Here is a 20,372-nt window from a genome sequence, read left to right on the forward strand (position 1 = left end):
ATAAGTATCTTTGTCACACCGTTTGCGCCGGATACCTCTCACTGGTAAACGCCATAAATAAAGCCACCCGCAGGTGGCCTTTGTCATTGTTATTCTGATTCACAAATACTCTCAATCGCAAATAAACTCGTATAGCGAAGCGTAAACGGATTACCCGGGCATTGATGGAATAAAGCGATGCCGTGTTTTATTACCTTTCGACGATTACCCCCTTTTCAACGCATCATGCCTGACTTGCGCCCATAGCGACCCTGCTGGTAAAAGACGTGTAGTGAAGCCCCTGTTTCGGTGAAATTAATGAAAAAGCTGTTTGTTCAGTTTTATTTACTGCTGTTTGTCTGCTTTCTGGTGATGACCATGCTGGTCGGGCTGGTCTATAAGTTCACCGCAGAGCGTGCGGGCAGACAATCCCTGGACGATCTGATGAAAAGCTCGCTCTACCTGATGCGTAGCGAGCTGCGCGAAATTCCTCCGCATGACTGGGCACGTACGTTAAAAGAGCTGGATCTGAATCTGTCGTTTGATCTGCGTATCGAACCCATGAAGGATTTTGATTTAGCGCCGCCGGCGATGCAGCGTTTGCGCGACGGAGACATCGTCGCACTGGACGAGAAATATACCTTCATTCAGCGTATTCCGCGCAGCCACTATGTCCTGGCCGTCGGGCCAGTGCCCTATCTCTATTACCTGCACCAGATGCGCCTGCTGGATCTCGCCCTGCTGGGCTTTATTGCCATCTCGCTCGCTTTCCCTGTGTTCATCTGGATGCGACCGCACTGGCAGGACATGCTGAAACTGGAATCCGCCGCACAGCGTTTTGGGGAGGGTCATTTAACTGAACGCATACATTTCGACAGTGGTTCCAGTTTTGACCGTCTCGGTATTGCCTTTAACCAGATGGCCGATAACATCAACGCCCTGATTGCCAGCAAGAAGCAGCTTATCGACGGCATTGCGCATGAACTGCGCACTCCGCTGGTACGCCTGCGTTATCGCCTGGAGATGAGCGAGAACCTCACCGCCGCAGAATCGCAGGCCCTCAATCGGGATATTGGCCAGCTTGAAGCGCTGATTGAAGAGCTGCTGACCTATGCCCGCCTCGATCGGCCTCAGACGGAGTTGCACCTCAGTACGCCGGATCTTCCCGTCTGGCTACAGACGCATATTAACGATGTGCAGAGCGTTAACCCTCAGCGAAAACTGCTTACAGCCATTACCCCCGGCGCGTACGGCGCGCTGGACATGCGCCTGATGGAACGCGTGCTGGATAATCTGATGAACAACGCCATGCGCTACAGCGAAACCACGCTGCGCATAGGTTTAGATTTGCAGGGGAGCCAGGCAATTCTGTGTGTGGAAGACGATGGCCCCGGTATTGAGCCAGCGGAGCGTGAAAAAGTTTTCGAGCCGTTTGTGCGCCTCGACCCCAGCCGCGACCGTGCTACCGGCGGCTGTGGTCTGGGGCTAGCTATTGTCCGTTCTATTGCCCAGGCGATGGGCGGTTCGGTTCGCTGCGAAGCGAGCGAGCTGGGCGGGGCCCGGTTCGTCTTTAGCTGGCCGATCTATCACAACATTCCTCTTCCCGTACCTGCCTGAACTAAACCGCACGCTGGCCTGACCCGGCGTGTTGTGCTATATCAGTAGTATGTTGTAACTAATTAAGGGCTATTATGGCGACTTACGATCTCATCGAAAGGCTTAACACCACATTTCGGGAAATAGAGCAGGCGTTACTGACCCTGACGGCGCAACTACAGGGCTGCCGCCTGCTGGCCGCCCGCGTCTTTTCCCTGCCCGAGGTGGCGAAAGGCGCGGAACACGACCCGCTGAACACCATTGAGGTAACGCAGCATATCGGTAAAGTGGCGCTGGAACTGACGTTGCAGCACTATCGCCGCCTTTTCATCCAGCAGCAGTCCGAAAATCGCAGCAGTAAGGCCGCCGTTCGCCTGCCCGGCGTCATCTGTCTGCAAACGGATACCGCAACACGTGAAGCCATTGAGGCGCAAATTACGCATATTAATACGCTGAAAGCCGCCTTCGAGAAAATCGTGACCGTTGAGTCCGGGCTGGCACCGGCTGCCCGTTTTGAATGGGTGCATCGCCAGCTTCCGGGGCTGATCACCCTGAATGCTTACCGCACGCTGACGGTACTGCGCCACCCCGCCACGCTGCGCTTCGGCTGGGCCAACAAGCACATCATTAAAAACTTCACGCGCGACGAGATCCTGGCTCAGCTGGAGAAAAGCCTGAAATCGCCGCGAACGGTCGCCCCGTGGTCGCGGGAACAGTGGATTGAACGGCTGGAGCAGGAGTACCACAGCATTGCCTCCCTGCCGGCTGATACCCGTCTTAAAATAAAGCGTCCGGTGAAGGTGCAGCCTATCGCTCGTGTCTGGTATGCGGGACAGCAAAAGCAGGTGCAACACGCCTGCCCGACACCGCTGATTGCGCTCTACGATGCCGATCAGGGTGCGGTGGTGCCGGATATCGGAGAACTGCTAAACTACGATGCTGAAAACGTTCAGCATCGCTATAAACCCCAGGCACAGCCGCTACAGCTGATTATCCCGCGGCTGCACCTGTATGTGGCGCAGTGATTACCTGATGCTGCCCACCATCGCTTCCGGGCGGACCCAGGCATCAAACTCGGCGTCCGTCAGGTAGCCCAGCGCCAGCGCAGAGGCTTTCAGGGTAAGCCCCTCTTTGTGCGCTTTTTTAGCGATTTCGGCCGCTTTGTCATAACCAATATGGGTGTTTAGCGCCGTGACCAGCATCAGGGACTCATTCAGCAGCTGGCTGATTCGCTCGCGATTAGGCTCAATGCCCACCGCGCAGTGCTCGTTAAAGCTCTCCATGCCATCGGCCAGCAGACGAATCGATTGCAGTACGTTGTGGATCACCATCGGGCGATAGACGTTAAGCTCGAAGTTACCCGACGCGCCGCCCATGTTGACCGCAACGTCATTACCCATCACCTGACAGCACAGCATGGTCATGGCTTCGCACTGCGTCGGGTTTACTTTACCCGGCATAATGGAGCTACCCGGCTCGTTTTCCGGAATGCTGATTTCGCCGATGCCGCAGCGCGGGCCGGAGGCCAGCCAACGCACGTCGTTGGCGATTTTCATCAGCGAGGCTGCCAGCCCTTTCAGCGCGCCATGGGTATGGACCAGCGCATCACAGGTCGCCAGCGCTTCGAATTTATTCGGGGCGGTAACAAACGGCTGCCCGGTGATCTTCGCCAGCTCTTCGGCCACACGCACCGCGTACTCGGGATGGGTGTTTAACCCGGTGCCAACCGCCGTTCCGCCGAGCGCCAGCTCCGCCAGATGCGGCAGGCTGTTGTCTATATGCTTAAGATTGTGCTCCAGCATCGCCACCCAGCCGGAGATCTCCTGGCCAAGCGTCAGCGGCGTGGCGTCCTGCAGGTGCGTACGACCAATTTTTACAATGTCGCCGAAAGCCTGCGCTTTCTCGTTAAGCGTAGATTTGAGCGCGTTGAGCTGCGGGATAAGCTGCTCGCGGATAGCGATGACGGCCGCCACGTGCATGGCCGTCGGGAACACGTCGTTGGAACTCTGGCTTTTATTCACGTCATCATTCGGGTGAACCTTCCGCTCCATGCCGCGTACGCCGCCAAGCAGCTCGCTTGCGCGGTTCGCCAGCACCTCGTTCATGTTCATGTTGCTCTGGGTGCCTGAGCCGGTCTGCCAGATGGCAAGGGGGAATTCGTCGGGATGTTTGCCCGCCAGCACTTCGTCGGCGGCATTGATGATGGCCGAGGCTTTATCGGCATCCAGCAGGCCCAGATCCTGATTGACTTTGGCGGCAGCACGTTTGGTCAACGCCAGCGCCTGGATTAGCGAGACGGGCATTTTCTCTGTCGAAATGCGGAAATGCTCCAGCGAACGCTGGGTTTGCGCGCCCCATAGCTTGTCGGCCGGGACGTCGATGGCGCCCATGGAGTCTTTCTCGCGGCGATGCATTGTCATTACTTACTCCTTGATAACAAAGATGGGATTGCTCACATGCTTAAGAGATAAGTATTGATGACTTCTGAGAAACGTTATGGCGCTTTGTGCGCTCTTTTTGATGTCGGGTGGCGGCTGCGCCTTACCCGACCTACGAGAATGTAGGCCGGGTAAGCGTCAGCGCCACCCGGCAATTTACAGAATTACTTCACACACGCCGAACACTGGGAAGACTGGATCTGTTTGAAGAAGTCGTTACCTTTATCATCCACAAGAATGAACGCCGGGAAGTCTTCCACTTCAATTTTCCAGATCGCTTCCATACCCAGTTCCGGGTACTCCACGCACTCCAGGCTCTTGATACTGCCCTGTGCCAGCACCGCTGCCGGGCCGCCGATGCTGCCGAGGTAGAAGCCGCCGTGCTTGTGGCACGCGTCCGTCACCTGCTGGCTGCGGTTGCCTTTCGCCAGCATGATCATGCTGCCACCGTTGGCCTGCAACTGGTCGACGTAGGAGTCCATACGGCCCGCCGTCGTTGGGCCTAACGAGCCGGAAGCATACCCATCAGGCGTTTTTGCCGGGCCTGCGTAGTAGATCGGGTGATCTTTAATGTACTGCGGCAGCCCTTCACCGTTGTCCAGGCGCTCTTTCAGCTTCGCATGGGCGATGTCGCGGCCCACGATAATCGTCCCGTTCAGGGAAAGGCGCGTTGAAACCGGATACTGCGAAAGCTGCGCCAGGATCTCCTTCATTGGGCGATTCAGGTCAACGCGTACCGCTTCGCCCTCACCCGCTTTACGCAGTTCTTCAGGGATGTATTTGCCCGGGTTGTTCTCCAGCTTTTCGATCCAGATGCCGTCGCGGTTGATCTTCGCTTTGATGTTACGATCCGCAGAGCACGACACGCCCATCCCCACTGGACAGGATGCACCGTGGCGCGGGAGGCGGATCACGCGAATGTCATGCGCGAAGTATTTGCCGCCAAACTGCGCGCCCAGCCCAAGATTCTGCGCTTCGGCCAGCAGTTCCTGCTCAAGCTGCACGTCGCGGAACGCCTGACCATGTTCGTTACCTTCCGTTGGCAGGCCATCGTAGTATTTGGTTGAGGCCAGCTTAACGGTTTTCAGGGTGCTTTCAGCAGACGTACCGCCAATCACAAACGCGATATGGTACGGCGGGCAGGCCGCAGTGCCGAGGGTGCGCATCTTCTCAACCAGATAGTTCTTCAGCTTGCCCGGGGTAAGCAGCGCTTTGGTTTCCTGGTAAAGATAGGTTTTGTTGGCTGAACCGCCGCCTTTGGCAATGCAGAGGAATTTGTACTCGTCACCGTCGACACTATAGAGGTCAATCTGCGCAGGCAGGTTGGTGCCGGTGTTCACCTCTTTGTACATATCCAGCGCCGCGTTTTGCGAATAGCGCAGGTTATCTTCGGTGTAGGTATTGTAGACGCCGCGCGCCAGCGCCGCTTCGTCACCGCCGCCGGTCCAGACGCGCTGGCCTTTTTTACCGGTGATAATCGCCGTGCCGGTGTCCTGGCAGGTCGGCAGAATGCCTTTCGCCGCGATATCAGAGTTACGCAGGAATTGCAGGGCAACGTACTTGTCGTTCTCGCTGGCTTCCGGGTCGCTCAAAATATCGGCAACCTGCTGCTGATGCGCCGGACGGAGCATAAAGGAAGCATCGTGGAAGGCTTGCTGCGCCAGCAGCGTCAGCGCCTGCGGGTCAACTTTGAGGATCTCCTGCCCTTCAAACTCAGAGACAGAAACGTAATCGCGGGTTAAAAGGTAATACTCGGTCCGATCCTGACTGAGGGGGAAAGGATCCTGATAATGGAAGGGTTTATTCGACATTGTTCTCTCACTTACTGCTTCGGTCTGTTTATTCAGGGCAGATGTTCCGCTGCCCGGCTTAAAAGCGAGTCAGCTTATCCTACACAATTTTTTAACAAAAACTGAGACTAGTACGACTTTTTACATCCGCAGGTTACTTCCATTCGGTTTATTGCTTTAATACGCGAAGTTAATTCCACATATGAATTAGGGCTTGATAATGCAAAAACTCATCAACTCAGTGCAAAACTACGCCTGGGGAAGTAAAACTGCGTTAACGGATCTCTACGGTATCGCCAACCCGGACAACCTGCCGATGGCAGAGCTGTGGATGGGCGCGCACCCGAAGAGCAGCTCAAAAATTGAAGATGCCAGCGGCCAGGTACGCAGCCTGCGTGATGTCATCGATGCCGACAAAACCGCGCTGCTCGGCGATAAAGTGGCGAATCGTTTTGGTGAGCTGCCTTTTCTGTTCAAGGTATTGTGCGCCGACCAGCCGCTCTCCATTCAGGTTCACCCGAACAAAAAAGCCTCTGAGCTGGGCTTTGCCAAAGAAAATGCCGCCGGTATTCCGTTAGACGCCGCAGAGCGTAACTACAAAGATCCTAACCACAAGCCGGAACTGGTTTTCGCCCTTACCCCTTTCCTGGCGATGAATGCCTTCCGCGAGTTTTCCGAGATCATCTCCCTGCTGCAACCGGTCGCTGGGGCTCACAACGCGATCGCCCACTTCCTGGAAAACCCGAACGCAGAAGCCCTGAGCGCGCTGTTTGCCAGCCTGTTGAATATGCAGGGCGAGGAAAAATCCCACGCGCTGGCGGTGCTGAAAGCCGCGCTGAACGGCCAGCAGGGTGAGCCATGGGACACCATTCGCATAATTTCCGCGTTTTATCCGGACGACAGCGGCCTCTTCTCTCCGCTGCTGCTGAACGTGGTGAAGCTCAACCCGGGCGAAGCAATGTTCCTGTTCGCTGAAACCCCGCACGCCTACCTGAATGGCGTGGCACTGGAGGTGATGGCTAACTCCGATAACGTACTGCGCGCGGGCCTGACGCCAAAATACATCGACATCCCTGAGCTGGTTGCCAACGTGAAGTTCGTGGCGAAACCTGCTGCGGAGCTGCTTACTCAACCGGTGAAAAACGGCGCAGAGCTGGACTTCCCGATTCCGGTTGACGATTTTGCCTTCTCCCTGCATGACCTCAGCGCAGACGAAACCGCCATTGCACAGGAGAGCGCCGCGATCCTGTTCTGTGTGGAAGGCGAAGCGACGTTGCATAACGGTAGCGAGCGTCTGTTGCTTAAACCGGGGGAGTCCGCTTTTGTCCCGGCAAACGAGTCGCCTGTCTTCGTGAGCGGCACTGGTCGCCTGGCGCGCGTTTTTAATAAGCTTTAGGGACTTACTGAATTTTTTAACAACTCTTGCTAAGCTAGTAACAGGCGTTGTAACACCAGGCGGTTTTAACCGCCTGGTTTCATTTTAGGGATAATCGCAATGAAAAAATCGGTCGTAGCGGTAGGAGTGATTGTTGCTTTAGGCGTGATCTGGACGGGTGCTTCCTGGTATACCGGGAAACAGCTGGAAAGCCGTCTGGCAGAGATGATGGCACAGGCAAACAGCGAAATTAAGCGCAGCGCGCCTGAAGCAGGTCTGGAGCTGAGCTACCAGAACTACCAGCGTGGCGTCTTTACCAGCCATATGCAGGTGGTGGTGAAGCCGGTAGCGGGCAATCAGAACGCCTGGCTGAAACCGGGCCAGAGCGTGGTACTGGATGAAGTGGTCAGCCACGGTCCGTTCCCGCTGGCGCAGTTGAAAAAGTTTAACCTGATCCCCTCTATGGCATCCGCCAGAACCGTACTGGTAAATAACGAGGTGACAAAGCCAATTTTCGATATGGCGAAAAATGAGTCGCCGTTTGAGATCAATACCCGCATCAGCTATGCCGGTGATACGCGTTCCGACATCGACCTGAAAGCGCTGAATTACGAACAAGGCACCGATAAAGTCGCCTTCAGCGGCGGTAATTTCCAGCTTGATGCCGATCGCGACGGCAAGAATGTCTCTCTGACCGGCGATGCCGCCAGCGGCCTGGTGAATTCAGTCAATGAATATAACCAGAAGGTTCAGCTTACCTTCAACAACCTGAAAGCCAGCGGCAATAGCCGTATGACCGATTTTGACGAGCGTATTGGCGATCAGAAGCTGAGCCTCGATAAGATCGCCATTGCGATTGAAGGTAAAGAGATGGCAGTGCTGGAAGGCATGGATCTGGACGGCAAGTCTGACGTTTCCAAAGACGGTAAAAGCATCAACACCCAGCTGGATTACAGCCTGAAAAGCCTGAAAGTACAGAATCAGGACCTGGGTACCGGCAAGCTGTCACTGAAAATTGGCAACATTGACGGCCAGGCATGGCACGAATTTAGCCAGAAATACAGTAAAGAGAGCCAGGCTCTGCTGACCGATGCCGCCCTGCAACAGAACCCGCAGGCGTACCAGCAGCAGGCGATGGCCGTGCTGTTTAATAACCTGCCGATCCTGCTGAAAGGCGAGCCGGTAATTACCGTTGCGCCACTGAGCTGGAAAAACGACAAAGGCGAAACCAACTTCAACCTGTCGCTGTTCCTGAAGGATCCGGCGGCCGCGACCGGCGAGCCGCAGACCCTGGCGCAGGAAGTTGACCGCAGCGTGAAATCGCTCGACAGCAAGCTGACCATCCCGATGGATATGGCAACCGAGTTCATGACGCAGATTGCGAAACTCGAAGGGTATGGTGAAGAAGATGCAGGTAAACTGGCAAACCAACAGGTGAAAGGCCTGGCGGCGATGGGCCAGATGTTCCGCATCACGAAGGTGGAAGACAACACCATTTCCACCAGCCTGCAATATGCTAATGGCCAGGTAACGCTCAACGGCGACAAAATGCCGCTGGAAGATTTTGTCGGCATGTTTGGTATGCCGACGCTGGGCATTCCGGCACCGGCTGAACCGGCTGCGCCGCCGGCAGTACCGCAGCAGTAAACGAAAAACCCCTCGCATGAGGGGTTTTTTATTGCCGGGCGATGTGCAGCGGAGATTACTTCACCGTCACTAACCGCGCCGCCACAATCTGATGCCCGGCCTGCACGTCCCTATTTTCAATACGCTGCATAATTCGGTCTGCCAGGGTGTACCCCATTTCACGAGCCGGCGTCGTTGCCCAGACGATGGGGAGATCGTCTAGCGCATTTTCACCGACATCCGCAAATGCCCCCAGCGCTACCTGATGGCCGAAGAACGTTTCTACCCCGCCCTCACCGCTCTGGCGTCCGGCGCGGATCAAGCCGAACCACGCCCCCATCGCAATCACATCGTTATAGCAAATCACCGCGCTGATCGTCGGGCTGTTGCGAAGCAACGTGCCGATGGCTTCGGCGGCTTTTTTCTGGCTGGATTCACACTCCACCACCCATTCGCTGTGAAACGGCAAGCCGTATTTGATGAGCGTGGAGCAGTAACCGCCCACCCGCTCGGCACGCGTCAGGGACGAGCTATTACCGCCGAGCCAGGCGATGCGCTGATGGCCGCGATGAATAAGATGCTCGGTCAGCATTTGCGCGGCCTGCATGTTATCCGGCCGAAGGGTATCGGCTTCGTCGAGATAGCTGGCGCGCGACGCAACCACCAGCGGTACGCCTTTCTGCGCCGCGCGCTCACACAATTCACTGCCCACACCGGACGCGCCGGCCACGATCACCCCATCCACCCCTTGCGTCAGCAGCTTATCCAGCCTGGAGAGCAGTTGCTCCGGTTCGCGCCCACCGTGGAGCAGGAAAACCATTCGCCCCTGCGCTTCAAGCGCCTCGGTAAGCCCGGCGGTCAGTTCTGCATAAAACGGCGACGCGAGGTCGCGAACAATCAGCCCTATCACCCCGCTTTGCCCACCGCGCAGCGCCGACGCCTGGCGATTACGCACAAAGCCCAGTTGCTCAACGGCCTCGTTGACGCGCTGACCCGTAGCAGGAGAGATGCGCCCCTTCCCGCTCAATACCAGCGAAACGGTGCTGACGGAAACCCCCGCCGCCAGCGCGACATCGTTGATGGTGATCTTTTTCGCTACAGCCATGTGGTGGCGTGACTCCTTGAGAATGAGATCGCTAAAACGTTTTATCAATACGTTATCTTTATACTACCAGTAAAAGCCTGAGAATGTGATTTAGCGCGCAATAAAGTTTGATAAAACGTTTTATCTTCTCGCCCCATCGCGGTCGTTAAATCTCTTTCTACCATTTAAGGAGTCGTTTTATGACGACGAAAGCAGCACAAAAAATATCGCTGTGGGAGTTTTTCCAGCAACTGGGCAAAACCTTTATGCTGCCCGTGGCGCTTCTCTCTTTTTGCGGGATCATGCTGGGGATCGGCAGCTCGTTAAGCAGCCATGACGTCATTACTCTAATCCCTTTCCTCGGAAATCCGGTACTGCAGGCGATCTTCATCTGGAGACTATTAAGTCTTTTAACGAAGTGGCTTGATGTTGGATTGATGTGCGGTAACTTCTGCTATGTTGCCGCGATACGATTTGTCATGTGCAATGAACTAACGTCGTTTCGCGGTAACTTTATGCCCCACCCATGCCCCATCACACCACCCTGTCATCCTGCATCACGCTGTTGATGAAGAATGTCACCCGCCCCATCACCTCAACCTCTTCCGCAGCCTCCCCCTCTATCGCTTCACCATCATCACAAATCAGCGCCCTGCCCATGACCCTGGCAAACTGAGTCCGTCCGCCGCTGAGGATTAGCAGAACCTGATTCTGTACCAGTCTGGTGCACGGCTCGATAACCGCAAAGCCAGACGAGGTTTCGAGGATGCGGCTGTCCATGCCGATCCCGCAGATAATTTCCGGAGATAAACGCGGTGCTACGAAATCAGCCGCCGGTGAAGGAAATCCCATCAGTGCACCCTCCCCATGTTACGCAGGATCCAGTACCTGTTGTCGCTACCGTCTGTCGTCTTGTCAGCGAAGCCTGGCTGATTGCGCTCTATCCATGCATTGGCGTCGGCTCGGGTGAAGTGCCAGTTAAAACCACGCAACTTTTCTATAAAGCTGTCTGTTCTCAGGTAGCGGTAGCCCTTTGGGTTAAGCTCTATGGCCGCAATAAAGGCGGCCTGAATATCTGAAATTCGGGGCATAATCTGCACTCCATTTATTACTGTGTTTATATACAGTAGTTTCAAATGGAATGCAGATCAATTTGGGTTCGCCTATTAATTTTTAAGGCTGAATTTCGGCAGGCTGCTCTGTCAGTTCAAGAGAAGCTTCGGAAGCTCTTGTTTTCCAGATGCTATCCTCTGGCATATCGAGGCGAACGTCGATCCAGCTGTTCGCCGGAACATCCATAGGAGCCCCTTTTGTTTTAACAATTTCGCCTTCTTCGCTAAGCATGTATTTCCGCTTAAAAAGCCGAATTGTCAGCCCACCGCTTTCTGTCTGCTCCGCTTCAACAACACCCAGTTCTCCCATTCCACCCGGGTCCATTGGCGGCAGTAATTGCCAGCCTGATGAGGCAAGACCAGCCGAACCGGTGAGCATGTAAACCCCAACATCAAGGCGGGAAATGGTTATTCCATCCGCCTCGGCGTTCGCCGTACCACAGCCGCACCATGAGAATCCTTGTTCGTCGATATCAGTGCGCTGACATTCCTCCTGGCTTTTCACAATACGGGCTACAGGTGATGCTGCCTTAAGCGTTCCATCGCTGGCCTTTGTTGTATTCACAGTTGTATAGAATTCTGCAAAATCGGTGTATCCATTGCCAAATGAATCGGCGATCCTGATAGCCGCACGTGGCGTGGTTCCATAAGAGGAAGCCCAGAGCTGAAAACCGGTTGCACCTGTAGATTTTATTTCAAAACCAGCTCGCCACTGGCTAGGCAAAAAACCTATTCCAACGCTCGACGGGACGTAAGAAAATCGTGTGACATTGGAAGATGGATTACCGACATGCAGCTGAGTCACTCCAGTTGAGATATCCGCGTTCTGCCCCAGGCCAAATGATCCAACCTGCATTAAGTTTCCAGACACAATTCCAACGTTCCTGGTAGCAGAGTCTCCCAAACCTAAACTTGAGCGAGCGTCTTCCTTGGTTGTTGCTCCAGTACCGCCCTGGTTAACTGCCAGAGCGCCATTCGTACCCTTCTGCAGTAATTTACCAATGCTGGGAATATTAACGGAGGTTCCGTTGATGGTTACCGTGATGTTCTGGTTTGCTGAGGTGGTGGCGAACGTCTCCCATGCGCCAATGTTCTCGTCATACTCTTTGATGAGCTGAGACATGCTCTGCGCCAGGCCGTCGACTGAGAGACTATCAGTAACAAGAATGCCGTACTTCTGGCCGCTCAACGCCGGAGACGCGGCAGGCGTAACCGTCAGTGACGTCGCACTGTTGATGGCGGTGATCTGAAACATCTGTACCGGGTTAGAAAGAACAAACAACGTCTGGCCAACCCGAATCTGGCTGGCCGGTGCCGTCCAGTTCGTGCCGGTGCCGGTGGCTGTATTTCCGTTAATGGCGATGGTGCCAGTGTTATAAAGCATATTTTCTCCAGGCAATAAAAAACCCCGCCGGAGCGGGGTTGATTAAAAAGACAGTTTATTCAGACGTACATATCGGGAAGAACGGGAAGGTTCAGTGGCGTTACCGTGTCATTACCAAAAATTGCATACCGCTCGCGCCCCAGATATTTCCCACCCTGAACTGAAGCACTGCCGTTCTGTATTTTTATTCCGAACATTCGATACACGTACATGCCATTTACTTCGTGAGCCATCAGCCCGAATCTGCCCAGCGGAACATAGCCGCTGCCGATGCTCACGGCATTTTTCGAAGGCGTCCAGAGCTGATTGAGGTAGACGAAAGGCCTTCTCGTCGTTGAAAAAGTGCAGACTCCGGCAGCATTGAAGATATTGAGCCCCGCGCCCGGCTGCGGCGCCACGCCACTGGCAAAGATGACAATATCTATCGTGCCGGTCGTTGGAGCATCATCGTTGGTGGATGGAGGGCTGAAGAACCTGACCGTGTTGCCATCGAAATCGACGGTGTTGCCGCTATTGCAGCGCCCAAAGACAATATATTTGGACTTGTCGTATCCCGCTATCGTGGGAACTGCCCAGCCGCCTGTGGGGACATTGACGGTCCCCTTCCAGATACACTGCCCTGACTGCGTGGCATTGGTTATTGAGGTGAAGTCAGTGCTGTTGCTGATTAGCAGCCCCACCCCACTACGCTGGCCTGACGGAAATATCTGCCAGAGGCTTCCGGGGAACGTGTACGTACTTTCACGCTCACTGATGCTTACATCCTTCATCGTGGAGTTCTGCGTCACGCGTCCACCGGATATGGTGACCGAGTTCATTTTATGAAGCAGCCCTGAATCAAGGTAAGCCGTCGCGTGAGGGATAAACAGCACCTGCGCCCCGGAAACATAACCGGCAACATCAGCGTACTTGGCTTTCTGGTAGCCACTGTCAAAGTTGGCCCCAAACGACGGGCATCGCAGGCCCGCAGTTATCTCCATGCGCTTTCCGCCGTCATTTAGTTCTATCAGTAGTCCTGTCGGCATTTTATGTCCACGTCCCCAGTACGATGCGGCCGCCACCCGGAATATTAATGGTTACGCCATTACCATTAATCACCGTTGTGTTGCCGGAGCCATTGAAAGAAAAATTACCGTTTGTGGCGTAAATCGAGCCGCGAACGGTCACGTTGTTAAACGTCGCGTAGCCAGATTTGTTGATGTGCCAGCCAACGTTCCCGGTGCCGTCCCAGGTTGAAGATTGGATATAGCTGCCGATCTTGGCGTTTCCAATCGTCCCGTCTCCAATGACCGTGTCCCGAATTATGGTCTGCCCATTCTGGATAACGAAAGGAAGCGTAACGGTCGCTCCGGCCTGGTGCGTTACGGCGAAGCGGTCAGCCAGGAAGATGACCTGCGACTGCATGCCGGATGGCGTGTTCTCGACGCCGATCCCCATCCCTGCGGCGTAATACTGTCCATTGCTGGCGACGCCAACCTTGATGCTGTACATCGCTTTCAGATCACCATTAACGTTCGCTATGGCCTGAGCGTTGGTTGTGATGGCTGATGTGTGTCCGTTGACGGTCGCCGTGATGCCGTTTATCTGCGTGGCCGTGGCCTGCTGATAATCGGAGAACGTCTGGTTCAGGCTGTTGATGGATGCCTTGTTGCCGTTCACGTCAGTTTGCAAACTCAGCAGCGAACGCGCCGTTGCCTCCTTCTCGTTGACGATCACCTCATCAATGCGATCCAGCTGCGCGCTGTTACCGGCGACCGATGCCGACAGCGTTTTGCGCGCGGCCACCTGCGCCAGGTTGCCCTGAATAATCGCGATGGCGGAGTTCTTCACTCCCCCCGCCATGCCGTCCACAGACACGCTGATGCTGTCGATACGCTGGCCCAGTGCGGTATCGGCCGTTGCCACTGTCTGCTCAAGCTCGTTCAGAGAAGAAGACACATCTCCGACCTTGCTCGACAGGTTTGTAACGCTGGTCTGAACTTTCCCGATATCCTGGGCGTTTTTTGCGATTTCCTGCGCCTGCTGCTCCAGTTCGTCATTGGCCTGTTTGATATCGTTAGCCATGCCAGCAATTTTTTCATTGCTGTCCACCGCGTTCTCGATCAGGTCCTTGAACGTATCGGAGCCTTTCATGTCCTCCAGGATTGCATCGGTGATATCGGATACATCGATGCTGGCCTGTCCGCGCACCCAGTCGGTCCACCCGCTCTGATTCCCGATCCTGTCGACAAGCCGTGCCTGGTACCAGAATTCCTGCCCCGCCTTCAGCCCCATCTGTTGATAAAGTTTCTGCGGATACGGTACAGATGCCAAAAGCATCGGATTCGAGCCGTCAGCGGCAATGCTGTATTGCAGCTCAGTGCTCAGGGTGTCGCCGGTATTAGCCGGGAATCCCCAGGTGACGTTGATTCCGAATACGACGTCTTCGGAGGCCTTAAGCCCGACAGGTTTGGGTACCTCACCCGCGCGTCCCTTCAGGTGTGTAAGCGTGGAAGTTGCCCAGAGACTCGATGCACCGCCGGAGTTGATCGCGCGTACACGGACCAGATAATCACCCTCGAAGATGCCAGGCACTTCGATATTGCGAAGACCGGTCTCCGGTACGTTAACCCACTCATTGTCGCCGCGCTTCCACTGCACCCGATAGGCTATGACATCCGCCTGTGGTTTGCCGTTCTTGTCGACCGGCGCATCCCAGGATGCCGTCAGGGTAGCCACTCGCTGCCCCTGGCGCACTGCGTCATAGCTCGATACCGCGATATTGGTCGGCTGGTTAACGAGGCCGGTTGGTATCAGACTGATTGGCGGCGTGTCCAGGCGGGCATTGTTGTCGACCGCATCATATTTTGATGCGTTATATTCGGCCCCGGTGATTGTGAAGGTGTTTTCTTCATCATCAAATCTCAGGTTCGTAACGCGGAAGTATTGCAGGCGTAACTGCCCGGCATCGATGACGAATACAGCATTGGGTAACGGCGCTGCCGTGAAAGGAGTGGCAACCACCAGCTGCGTGCCGTTTACGGCCTGGATCACCCTGCTTTCAACGGTACCGCCCCGTGTGCGGATCATCAGTGTGTCACCCGCAACGGCACTGGTTCCCCGATCGGTTGTCACAGCCTTCAACCCGGCGTTATATCCGGTTATACGCCCGCCATAAACACGCCCTGAAAGGCGTTCGTCAGCAAATGCAAACACGGTACCCGGCACGTAGACATAGCCATCAAGCCCGGTCTGTAGCGTAATAATCCGGTCGAGTGAGTTGGAATACACCGCCCACCCGCCACGGCGCTGTGCTTCGCTCTCGCGCGTACAGCCGATTGCGGTGATCTGCGTCTGTTTAAACTTGAACTGCTTAACCAGGTCCGGGAACATCACTGCTGTTGTGCGGTCCTGATAGTGATTGTCAGGGTCGCTGAAGTTAATCAGCGCGCTGGAGAAGCGGGTCTTTTCACTGCCGCTCGAGTAAACCGGTTTGCCCACCACCGAAGCGCGGGTAAGGATTTGCAGCTTCGACGTATCCGCCGGCATGTCCGAGACAACATTGAACATATTGTTGCCCCAGAACGTCATGCCATTGAACCCTGCGGCGATATCCTTGATCACCTGCCAGGCGTCGGCCTGCGCCTGAATGTACACGTCAAACATGAAGCGCGGCTCGGTACCGCTTCCTCCTTTCCCGTCGGGTACCTTCTGGTCGCAGCGCTGGGCGATGCGATAGAGCTCCCACTTATCGAGCATTTCTGGCGTCACGCGGCGGCCAAGGCCGAAACGCGGCTCTGTCAGAACATCGAACCAAATCCAGGCCGGGTTATTCGTCCAGCCCCACTTAAACGTCCCGTCCCATGTGCCGCTGTAGGTTCGGGCTATCGGATCGTAATTCGAAGGGATGCGGATAATGCGCCCCTTAGGTTTACAGGAAACCTTCGGGATATTATTGAACGATTTGGCGTTGAACGACACATACAGCAGCGCCGTATGGGGATAACGCAGGCGCGCATCAATCACCTCAGTGATTGCCTGTACCTGCGTTTTATTCTGTAACATCTGACTGGTGGTGTCATCGGTGTCACGCACCACTCGAATTTGCCAGCCAGTGCTGGCTTTGGGAAGATTAATACGGTGGGTTAGTTCATAGAGCGAACTGAGCTTCTCTGTGACGGTTTTAGTCATGACTGTCGAGTAAGCGCCACCGTCCACCGCCAGATCAATATGGTACTGAACCGTAGTGCCGACAATATCCGCATCGTTTTCCTGCTGCTGTAACCCAGGGATGCCAATACGAACCAGCACCGCGTCAATCTGGGTGTTACTCAGTGCGCGGGTCCATGGTGTGGCCTTTGTCAGCGATACGCCAACCGTAGTTTCATTCTCGACTGCTGGGAATCCCGGTATTGGTGTCTGGGTCTGCGTGCCAGGCCGGAAATCCCATGACACATTTTCAAAATTCATCGTTCCGTCGGGGTTTCCCAACGGCGTACCGTCCAGGAATATCCGGGTCGCATCCAGGCCACCAGCAAACTCACCCTCCCCGAGCGCCAGCAGCATGCGGCAGCGCGCCATTGACTGCGCAGAATCAGGTTGTTCTACAGGTGTGTGCTGCTTCTGGCTGCCACCCTTTGCACCAGTGATCGCTTCCATAATACATCCATAAAAAAAAGCACCCGACTGGGTGCTTGATATTCAGAAAGGAGTTATCAGATGTCTTCGGCGACTATGCCAGCGCTGATGATGGCGCCGCCAATCTCGCGGACGCCATAGAGAAGCGCGACCGGGTTTCCCATCGCAAGGGTATTAACTGAGCCACCAAAGGCATAAGAGGGTTTATTGTCAGGGTCGTCTCGCCCCTGCAACCCTTTGGGCTGGGGCGAAAGCATCTGGTAAATACCGCCGGCCATCATACCGATGCCAGCGGATATCATCGCCCCACCAACTGGCCCAGCCCAACCAGCAGAGAGACCAGATACTACAATGCCCGCAACCACCATCACGGCACCAAGGATGGTTTGAAAAATGCCGGCTTTTTTGGCCCCCTCCATCACTGGTGCGATGCGGATATCGGTGTCCCCTGACAGCGCCTTAAAGTCATCAACGCCGATGTTGCGTTTACCGCGGAACACCGCAAACGTCATGCCGTTCTTTTTGGCGTTCATCAGGTAGTCTTCCAGCCCGTCGAAATTGATGCACAGGGCTTTTACCGCTTCGGCAGATGTCTGCACTGCCAGTTTATGCACGCGCCCGAACCGGGCGCCCAGTGCGCCATACAGACGAATAGTGGTTAAACGCGCCATGGCTTTATCTCCTGCGGCAGGTCTTTGTGACGAACGCAGATCATCGTGCGGTCTTTGAAATAGCCTCGGGCATACGGGGTAATGCAGGAAGGCTGGCCGTACAGATGGTGAAGCAGCTCACCTTCCTCAGTAATGATCCCCGCGTGGTTCCACTTACTGGATTCAACCTGCATGATGACCATACAGCCTGGCGACGGGTCGCATTCGACAAACCCTTCCCGCTCCCAGTTTTCGAAATAGAGATTGTCCGGGTACTGGCTTTCCCACCACGGGTAATCAACGCGAAAATCGTTCAGCGTGACGCCCTGAATGGCGTGCCAGTCCATAATCAGCCCCCAGCAGTCATTCGAGCCCAGGATAAACGGACGCCCAATAAGCGGCACCGCCTCCGGCATTATCTCGGCGTATTCATCGCTGTCCGGCGCGTAAATGCCCCAGACCACGCCGGAGTTATTGCACTGTTGTCGGTCCAGATCGGACGGAATAGGCCGGGCACCGTCGCCAGGGTGGGAGTGGATGACGCGAATAATCGTCCCGATATCTTCGGCGTTAGCCCAGTGCTCGCCGTCGATGCGAAAATGCTCAGTCGGTTTTTCATGCGTATTCGGCACAGGAATGTAGCGCTGGCGACGGCCTGACTGAATAACGAAGCCACAGCACTCGCGTGGGGACTCCTCCAGCGCATGTGCCCGGATAGCTGCCATTATGGTTTTATTCATTGGTACGTCCGGTTATCGGGAAAAAAGCACGGTGGCTGGATAGCCCCCAAAATCAAGGGTCGCGGTATTAGGCTCTGCCAGCCCGGCACCAAACCGCTTACGGCAGTCACTCAGGCAGCCGCCGCACACATCCAGCGCCGGGTCAGCGACAGGATTACCCTTCGCATCAAAATACGCCGTGCCGTTGTAGGTGCAGCCGTCGCCGCTACGGTATTGCCCGCGCAGCGCCCACTCGCAGAGAGAGGTGATTTGTCTGGTTGGGATAACAAGCCCCTGCAAGTCTGCGGGGCTACTGAGTGACCATGAAACCACTTCGTCGTCTTCGGAGGTTTTCGTGTCAAGCCAGAAGGTCTGAAGGGTGAACATTGACGAATCAGCTGTAGGGTTTACGCCACCAGGGTAATTTACGGCATCGAGATAGACCGCATAGGTATCGATAATGCTCACTTTGGCGTTAACCATGTCCTTAAATTGCAGGCACAGCGCAGTGATATGGCCGTCAAGGTTTGAGACGCTGAGGGTGGGCTCCGCCGCCTGGTCTGTTGATAGCTCCAGGCCTGAAACCTGAAATGGCCAAAAATCGTAGGTATTGCCACCGAAGACGATTGGCTTGGGTCCGAGCTTTTGTTCATCTCCATTGGCAGCATCGATCTCTTCGGGTGTATGGGGGAAAGGTGCGTAGTGGAATCGGTGGATCCCGCCACTGAACTCTGAGGCGTCAACTTCAACCAGGCGGACCCTGCCACCCGGCGCCAGCATCGCCGCCTGATCGACTAATGCCATTATGCGTACACTCCGTAAGCCCGTTTGATGGTGAACGTCAACTCAGCAACTTTGCTGCTGATCTGCGTTTTACGAATCGAATCGGCTACGACGCGGTAAAGCCCCTTCTCTTCGCCTGGCGGCGTAATGATGAAAGCTTTCACGGTATGAGCGAGGAGAAAATCACGAATCCTGTCCACTTCCGACTCGTTGCCCGTGTGCTTCATAGGGACCTGAATAGCCGTGGAGTTAATCCCGTTATCGGCCACCTGCTCATAGCCATCACCGAACTGCGCCGCGCGTACTGCCTGGCTATATTCAATCGCACCAGCACCGAGCTGCGAGCGCCAGCTGTATGTTTCAACTGCCATATTTACTCCATAAAAAACCCGCCGAAGCGGGTTTGTATTTGACTGCGTTTAGAATAACTTCCGAAGATCGACGCCGTACACTGCAAGCCATGCCGCGCGAGGCCAGGACTTGACGCTACCGAAACGCGGGTCATCTACGTCGTGAGGGGTTGCATCATTCTCCCGGCACCATTTACGAAGCGGCTGCCATTTAAATTTCTGACCGAGTTTTTTCTCTACCGGGATAATGGCAGCAAAGTTCTTACCTTCCCCTACCCGTTCAGCCAGTTTGTTTTTGGCACGAACAGCAGCGGAAGCTGTTGCCATCGCGGTTACTTCGCGTTTCTCAGAGATCCAGCGCTTCTCTTTAACTGCACGATCGCGCTGTTCAGCAATAATGCGGTTCTCTTTCACTTTTGTCAGGAGGTCTTCCAGAGCTGCTTCATAGGTCAGCGGGATACCCATTGATGGAGTTGGACGGAAGTAAGCATCCTCAAGGCGTTCGAAAAAGGCCCATGCTTCGTCAGTATCAACAATCTTCGACATACGGGCCGCGCCCTTTTCGGTCCAAAAAACAACAGAGCGGGCTTTGCTCGAAATTTGTGCGTGACTATTAGTCACTCGCAAATCCTTCAGCTCTTGGCCTTTAATGGTGAAGATGTGGATGCCCTCAATGAAGCGGCTGGCATTGCGCGAAAGGTTTTTCCTAATATTAGCCTCATCAGAACCATAACCTGCGGCCAGCGTTTCAGTCGTAACAACACGCAACCCCTTCCATTCAATCACTGGCAGTGGCTTGGGATCGACATTTGGTTCATGAACTGCTAAATTTAAAGAAGTCATTGGTTGGACCCTTATGACAAGTTTCA

The 20,372-nt window shown here is 55.0% G+C and carries 17 protein-coding genes and 1 pseudogene; 5 read left to right on the plus strand and 13 right to left on the minus strand.

From position 1 onward, the window contains the following. Positions 1 to 297 precede the first annotated feature (297 nt). Entirely contained in the window at positions 298 to 1,596 is a 1,299-nt protein-coding gene (gene rstB / locus IPZ49_RS04670) for a two-component system sensor histidine kinase RstB (protein ID WP_063145994.1), read from the plus strand. A 74-nt stretch (positions 1,597 to 1,670) separates the two neighbouring features. Continuing rightward, positions 1,671 to 2,600 carry a DNA replication terminus site-binding protein gene (tus, locus tag IPZ49_RS04675; protein WP_063145995.1) on the plus strand — a complete coding sequence of 310 codons (930 nt, stop codon included), beginning with the start codon at positions 1,671 to 1,673 and terminating at the stop codon, positions 2,598 to 2,600. Here tus and fumC read toward each other — a convergent pair whose 3' ends face one another. Both fumC and fumA read right to left on the minus strand, forming a co-directional pair. Then, positions 2,601 to 3,995, minus strand: coding sequence for a class II fumarate hydratase (fumC, locus tag IPZ49_RS04680; RefSeq protein ID WP_038415960.1), 1,395 nt, complete (start codon positions 3,993 to 3,995; stop codon positions 2,601 to 2,603). A 182-nt stretch (positions 3,996 to 4,177) separates the two neighbouring features. Then, positions 4,178 to 5,824 carry a class I fumarate hydratase FumA gene (gene fumA / locus IPZ49_RS04685; protein ID WP_022647928.1) on the minus strand — a complete coding sequence of 549 codons (1,647 nt, stop codon included), beginning with the start codon at positions 5,822 to 5,824 and terminating at the stop codon, positions 4,178 to 4,180. A 199-nt stretch (positions 5,825 to 6,023) separates the two neighbouring features. Between fumA and manA the strand changes: the two genes are divergently transcribed. Both manA and IPZ49_RS04695 read left to right on the plus strand, forming a co-directional pair. After that, the gene (gene manA, locus IPZ49_RS04690) at positions 6,024 to 7,199 is read left to right on the plus strand and encodes a mannose-6-phosphate isomerase (RefSeq protein ID WP_063145996.1); all 1,176 of its coding nucleotides are present in this window, start codon (positions 6,024 to 6,026) and stop codon (positions 7,197 to 7,199) included. Between the two features lie 99 nt (positions 7,200 to 7,298). Continuing rightward, positions 7,299 to 8,825 (plus strand): YdgA family protein, encoded by a 1,527-nt coding sequence (locus IPZ49_RS04695; RefSeq protein ID WP_022647926.1) that lies wholly within the window; start codon positions 7,299 to 7,301, stop codon positions 8,823 to 8,825. Between the two features lie 55 nt (positions 8,826 to 8,880). Here IPZ49_RS04695 and IPZ49_RS04700 read toward each other — a convergent pair whose 3' ends face one another. Then, complete coding sequence (locus IPZ49_RS04700) at positions 8,881 to 9,909, minus strand: Mal regulon transcriptional regulator MalI (RefSeq protein WP_063145997.1); 1,029 nt, start codon at positions 9,907 to 9,909, stop codon at positions 8,881 to 8,883. Between the two features lie 179 nt (positions 9,910 to 10,088). Between IPZ49_RS04700 and IPZ49_RS04705 the strand changes: the two are divergent. Continuing rightward, positions 10,089 to 10,283: pseudogene (locus IPZ49_RS04705) on the plus strand (PTS sugar transporter subunit IIBC); the annotation flags it as partial. Between the two features lie 139 nt (positions 10,284 to 10,422). Here IPZ49_RS04705 and IPZ49_RS04710 read toward each other — a convergent pair. The 10 genes from IPZ49_RS04710 to IPZ49_RS04755 form a co-directional block, all read right to left on the minus strand. Next, complete coding sequence (locus IPZ49_RS04710) at positions 10,423 to 10,740, minus strand: hypothetical protein (protein WP_023306078.1); 318 nt, start codon at positions 10,738 to 10,740, stop codon at positions 10,423 to 10,425. Beyond that, positions 10,740 to 10,979, minus strand: coding sequence for a hypothetical protein (locus IPZ49_RS23080; RefSeq protein ID WP_023303632.1), 240 nt, complete (start codon positions 10,977 to 10,979; stop codon positions 10,740 to 10,742). The genes IPZ49_RS04710 and IPZ49_RS23080 overlap by 1 nt, the downstream gene beginning before the upstream one ends. Positions 10,980 to 11,061: 82 nt before the next feature. Then, entirely contained in the window at positions 11,062 to 12,384 is a 1,323-nt protein-coding gene (locus IPZ49_RS04720) for a hypothetical protein (RefSeq protein ID WP_063932773.1), read from the minus strand. Between the two features lie 59 nt (positions 12,385 to 12,443). Beyond that, positions 12,444 to 13,409 carry a DUF6453 family protein gene (locus tag IPZ49_RS04725; RefSeq protein ID WP_063146000.1) on the minus strand — a complete coding sequence of 322 codons (966 nt, stop codon included), beginning with the start codon at positions 13,407 to 13,409 and terminating at the stop codon, positions 12,444 to 12,446. A 1-nt stretch (position 13,410) separates the two neighbouring features. Then, a complete protein-coding gene (locus IPZ49_RS04730) occupies positions 13,411 to 17,022 on the minus strand; it encodes a host specificity protein J (protein ID WP_063932774.1) in 3,612 nt (1,203 codons plus the stop codon). A 56-nt stretch (positions 17,023 to 17,078) separates the two neighbouring features. After that, entirely contained in the window at positions 17,079 to 17,672 is a 594-nt protein-coding gene (locus IPZ49_RS04735) for a tail assembly protein (RefSeq protein WP_059596219.1), read from the minus strand. Beyond that, positions 17,660 to 18,391 (minus strand): C40 family peptidase, encoded by a 732-nt coding sequence (locus tag IPZ49_RS04740; protein WP_063932775.1) that lies wholly within the window; start codon positions 18,389 to 18,391, stop codon positions 17,660 to 17,662. Before IPZ49_RS04740 ends, IPZ49_RS04735 begins: the two co-directional genes overlap by 13 nt. A 12-nt stretch (positions 18,392 to 18,403) precedes the next feature. Further along, positions 18,404 to 19,174: a phage minor tail protein L gene (locus tag IPZ49_RS04745; RefSeq protein WP_063932776.1), complete on the minus strand. Its 771-nt coding sequence runs from the start codon at positions 19,172 to 19,174 to the stop codon at positions 18,404 to 18,406. Continuing rightward, entirely contained in the window at positions 19,174 to 19,524 is a 351-nt protein-coding gene (locus IPZ49_RS04750; protein ID WP_063932777.1) for a phage tail protein, read from the minus strand. Before IPZ49_RS04750 ends, IPZ49_RS04745 begins: the two co-directional genes overlap by 1 nt. 48 nt (positions 19,525 to 19,572) lie before the next feature. Continuing rightward, the gene (locus IPZ49_RS04755) at positions 19,573 to 20,346 is read right to left on the minus strand and encodes an ORF6N domain-containing protein (protein ID WP_063932778.1); all 774 of its coding nucleotides are present in this window, start codon (positions 20,344 to 20,346) and stop codon (positions 19,573 to 19,575) included. Positions 20,347 to 20,372: the final 26 nt, after the last annotated feature.

Source organism: Enterobacter cloacae complex sp. S2 (assembly GCF_015159675.1).
GTDB lineage: Bacteria > Pseudomonadota > Gammaproteobacteria > Enterobacterales > Enterobacteriaceae > Enterobacter > Enterobacter intestinihominis.

Bases quoted from the DNA above. Each gene is read 5' to 3' on its own strand.
- rstB (WP_063145994.1), top strand. From the start codon at position 298: ATGAAAAAGCTGTTTGTTCAGTTTTATTTACTGCTGTTTGTCTGCTTT.
- tus (WP_063145995.1), top strand. From the start codon at position 1,671: ATGGCGACTTACGATCTCATCGAAAGGCTTAACACCACATTTCGGGAA.
- fumC (WP_038415960.1), bottom strand. From the start codon at position 3,995: ATGACAATGCATCGCCGCGAGAAAGACTCCATGGGCGCCATCGACGTC.
- fumA (WP_022647928.1), bottom strand. From the start codon at position 5,824: ATGTCGAATAAACCCTTCCATTATCAGGATCCTTTCCCCCTCAGTCAG.
- manA (WP_063145996.1), top strand. From the start codon at position 6,024: ATGCAAAAACTCATCAACTCAGTGCAAAACTACGCCTGGGGAAGTAAA.
- IPZ49_RS04695 (WP_022647926.1), top strand. From the start codon at position 7,299: ATGAAAAAATCGGTCGTAGCGGTAGGAGTGATTGTTGCTTTAGGCGTG.
- IPZ49_RS04700 (WP_063145997.1), bottom strand. From the start codon at position 9,909: ATGGCTGTAGCGAAAAAGATCACCATCAACGATGTCGCGCTGGCGGCG.
- IPZ49_RS04710 (WP_023306078.1), bottom strand. From the start codon at position 10,740: ATGGGATTTCCTTCACCGGCGGCTGATTTCGTAGCACCGCGTTTATCT.
- IPZ49_RS23080 (WP_023303632.1), bottom strand. From the start codon at position 10,979: ATGCCCCGAATTTCAGATATTCAGGCCGCCTTTATTGCGGCCATAGAG.
- IPZ49_RS04720 (WP_063932773.1), bottom strand. From the start codon at position 12,384: ATGCTTTATAACACTGGCACCATCGCCATTAACGGAAATACAGCCACC.
- IPZ49_RS04725 (WP_063146000.1), bottom strand. From the start codon at position 13,409: ATGCCGACAGGACTACTGATAGAACTAAATGACGGCGGAAAGCGCATG.
- IPZ49_RS04730 (WP_063932774.1), bottom strand. From the start codon at position 17,022: ATGGAAGCGATCACTGGTGCAAAGGGTGGCAGCCAGAAGCAGCACACA.
- IPZ49_RS04735 (WP_059596219.1), bottom strand. From the start codon at position 17,672: ATGGCGCGTTTAACCACTATTCGTCTGTATGGCGCACTGGGCGCCCGG.
- IPZ49_RS04740 (WP_063932775.1), bottom strand. From the start codon at position 18,391: ATGAATAAAACCATAATGGCAGCTATCCGGGCACATGCGCTGGAGGAG.
- IPZ49_RS04745 (WP_063932776.1), bottom strand. From the start codon at position 19,174: ATGGCATTAGTCGATCAGGCGGCGATGCTGGCGCCGGGTGGCAGGGTC.
- IPZ49_RS04750 (WP_063932777.1), bottom strand. From the start codon at position 19,524: ATGGCAGTTGAAACATACAGCTGGCGCTCGCAGCTCGGTGCTGGTGCG.
- IPZ49_RS04755 (WP_063932778.1), bottom strand. From the start codon at position 20,346: ATGACTTCTTTAAATTTAGCAGTTCATGAACCAAATGTCGATCCCAAG.